Source organism: Pseudomonas frederiksbergensis (assembly GCF_003732665.1).
Taxonomy (GTDB): domain Bacteria; phylum Pseudomonadota; class Gammaproteobacteria; order Pseudomonadales; family Pseudomonadaceae; genus Aquipseudomonas; species Aquipseudomonas frederiksbergensis_G.
On record NZ_MOBP01000166.1, the window covers coordinates 1 to 330 of the forward strand.

At 60.0% G+C, this 330-nt stretch carries 1 protein-coding gene; it reads right to left on the reverse strand.

Translation table 11 applies throughout. From position 1 onward, the window contains the following. Positions 1–71 precede the first annotated feature (71 nt). Positions 72–330: ClpB D2-like domain containing protein (locus BK665_RS33645; protein WP_148053298.1), on the reverse strand; the 259-nt coding region annotated here is incomplete at its 5' end.

Genomic DNA, 330 nt, shown 5'->3' on the forward strand with positions numbered 1-330 from the left:
GACATCAATGCTGAATGTCACACCGTAATCGCAGGCAAGCCCGCTCCCACATTGACCGTGTTCCAGGCCGGTCAGGCCGCGTCGCTGAAGTCGTAGTGCAATTCGTTATCCCGGGCGCTGATCCGCACCCCTGCCAGCGCTTTGCCTTCGAGCATGCGGGTGAGGAACTCGCGGCTCATGTCCGGCAACAGGCTGTTGGTCAGGATGGTGTCGATCATCCGCCCACCGCTTTCGGTTTCGGTGCAGCGGGAGACGATCAGGTCGATCACCGCGTCGTCGTAATCGAAGGCCACTTTGTGGGTGTTCTCCACACGCTTCTTGATGCGGTTG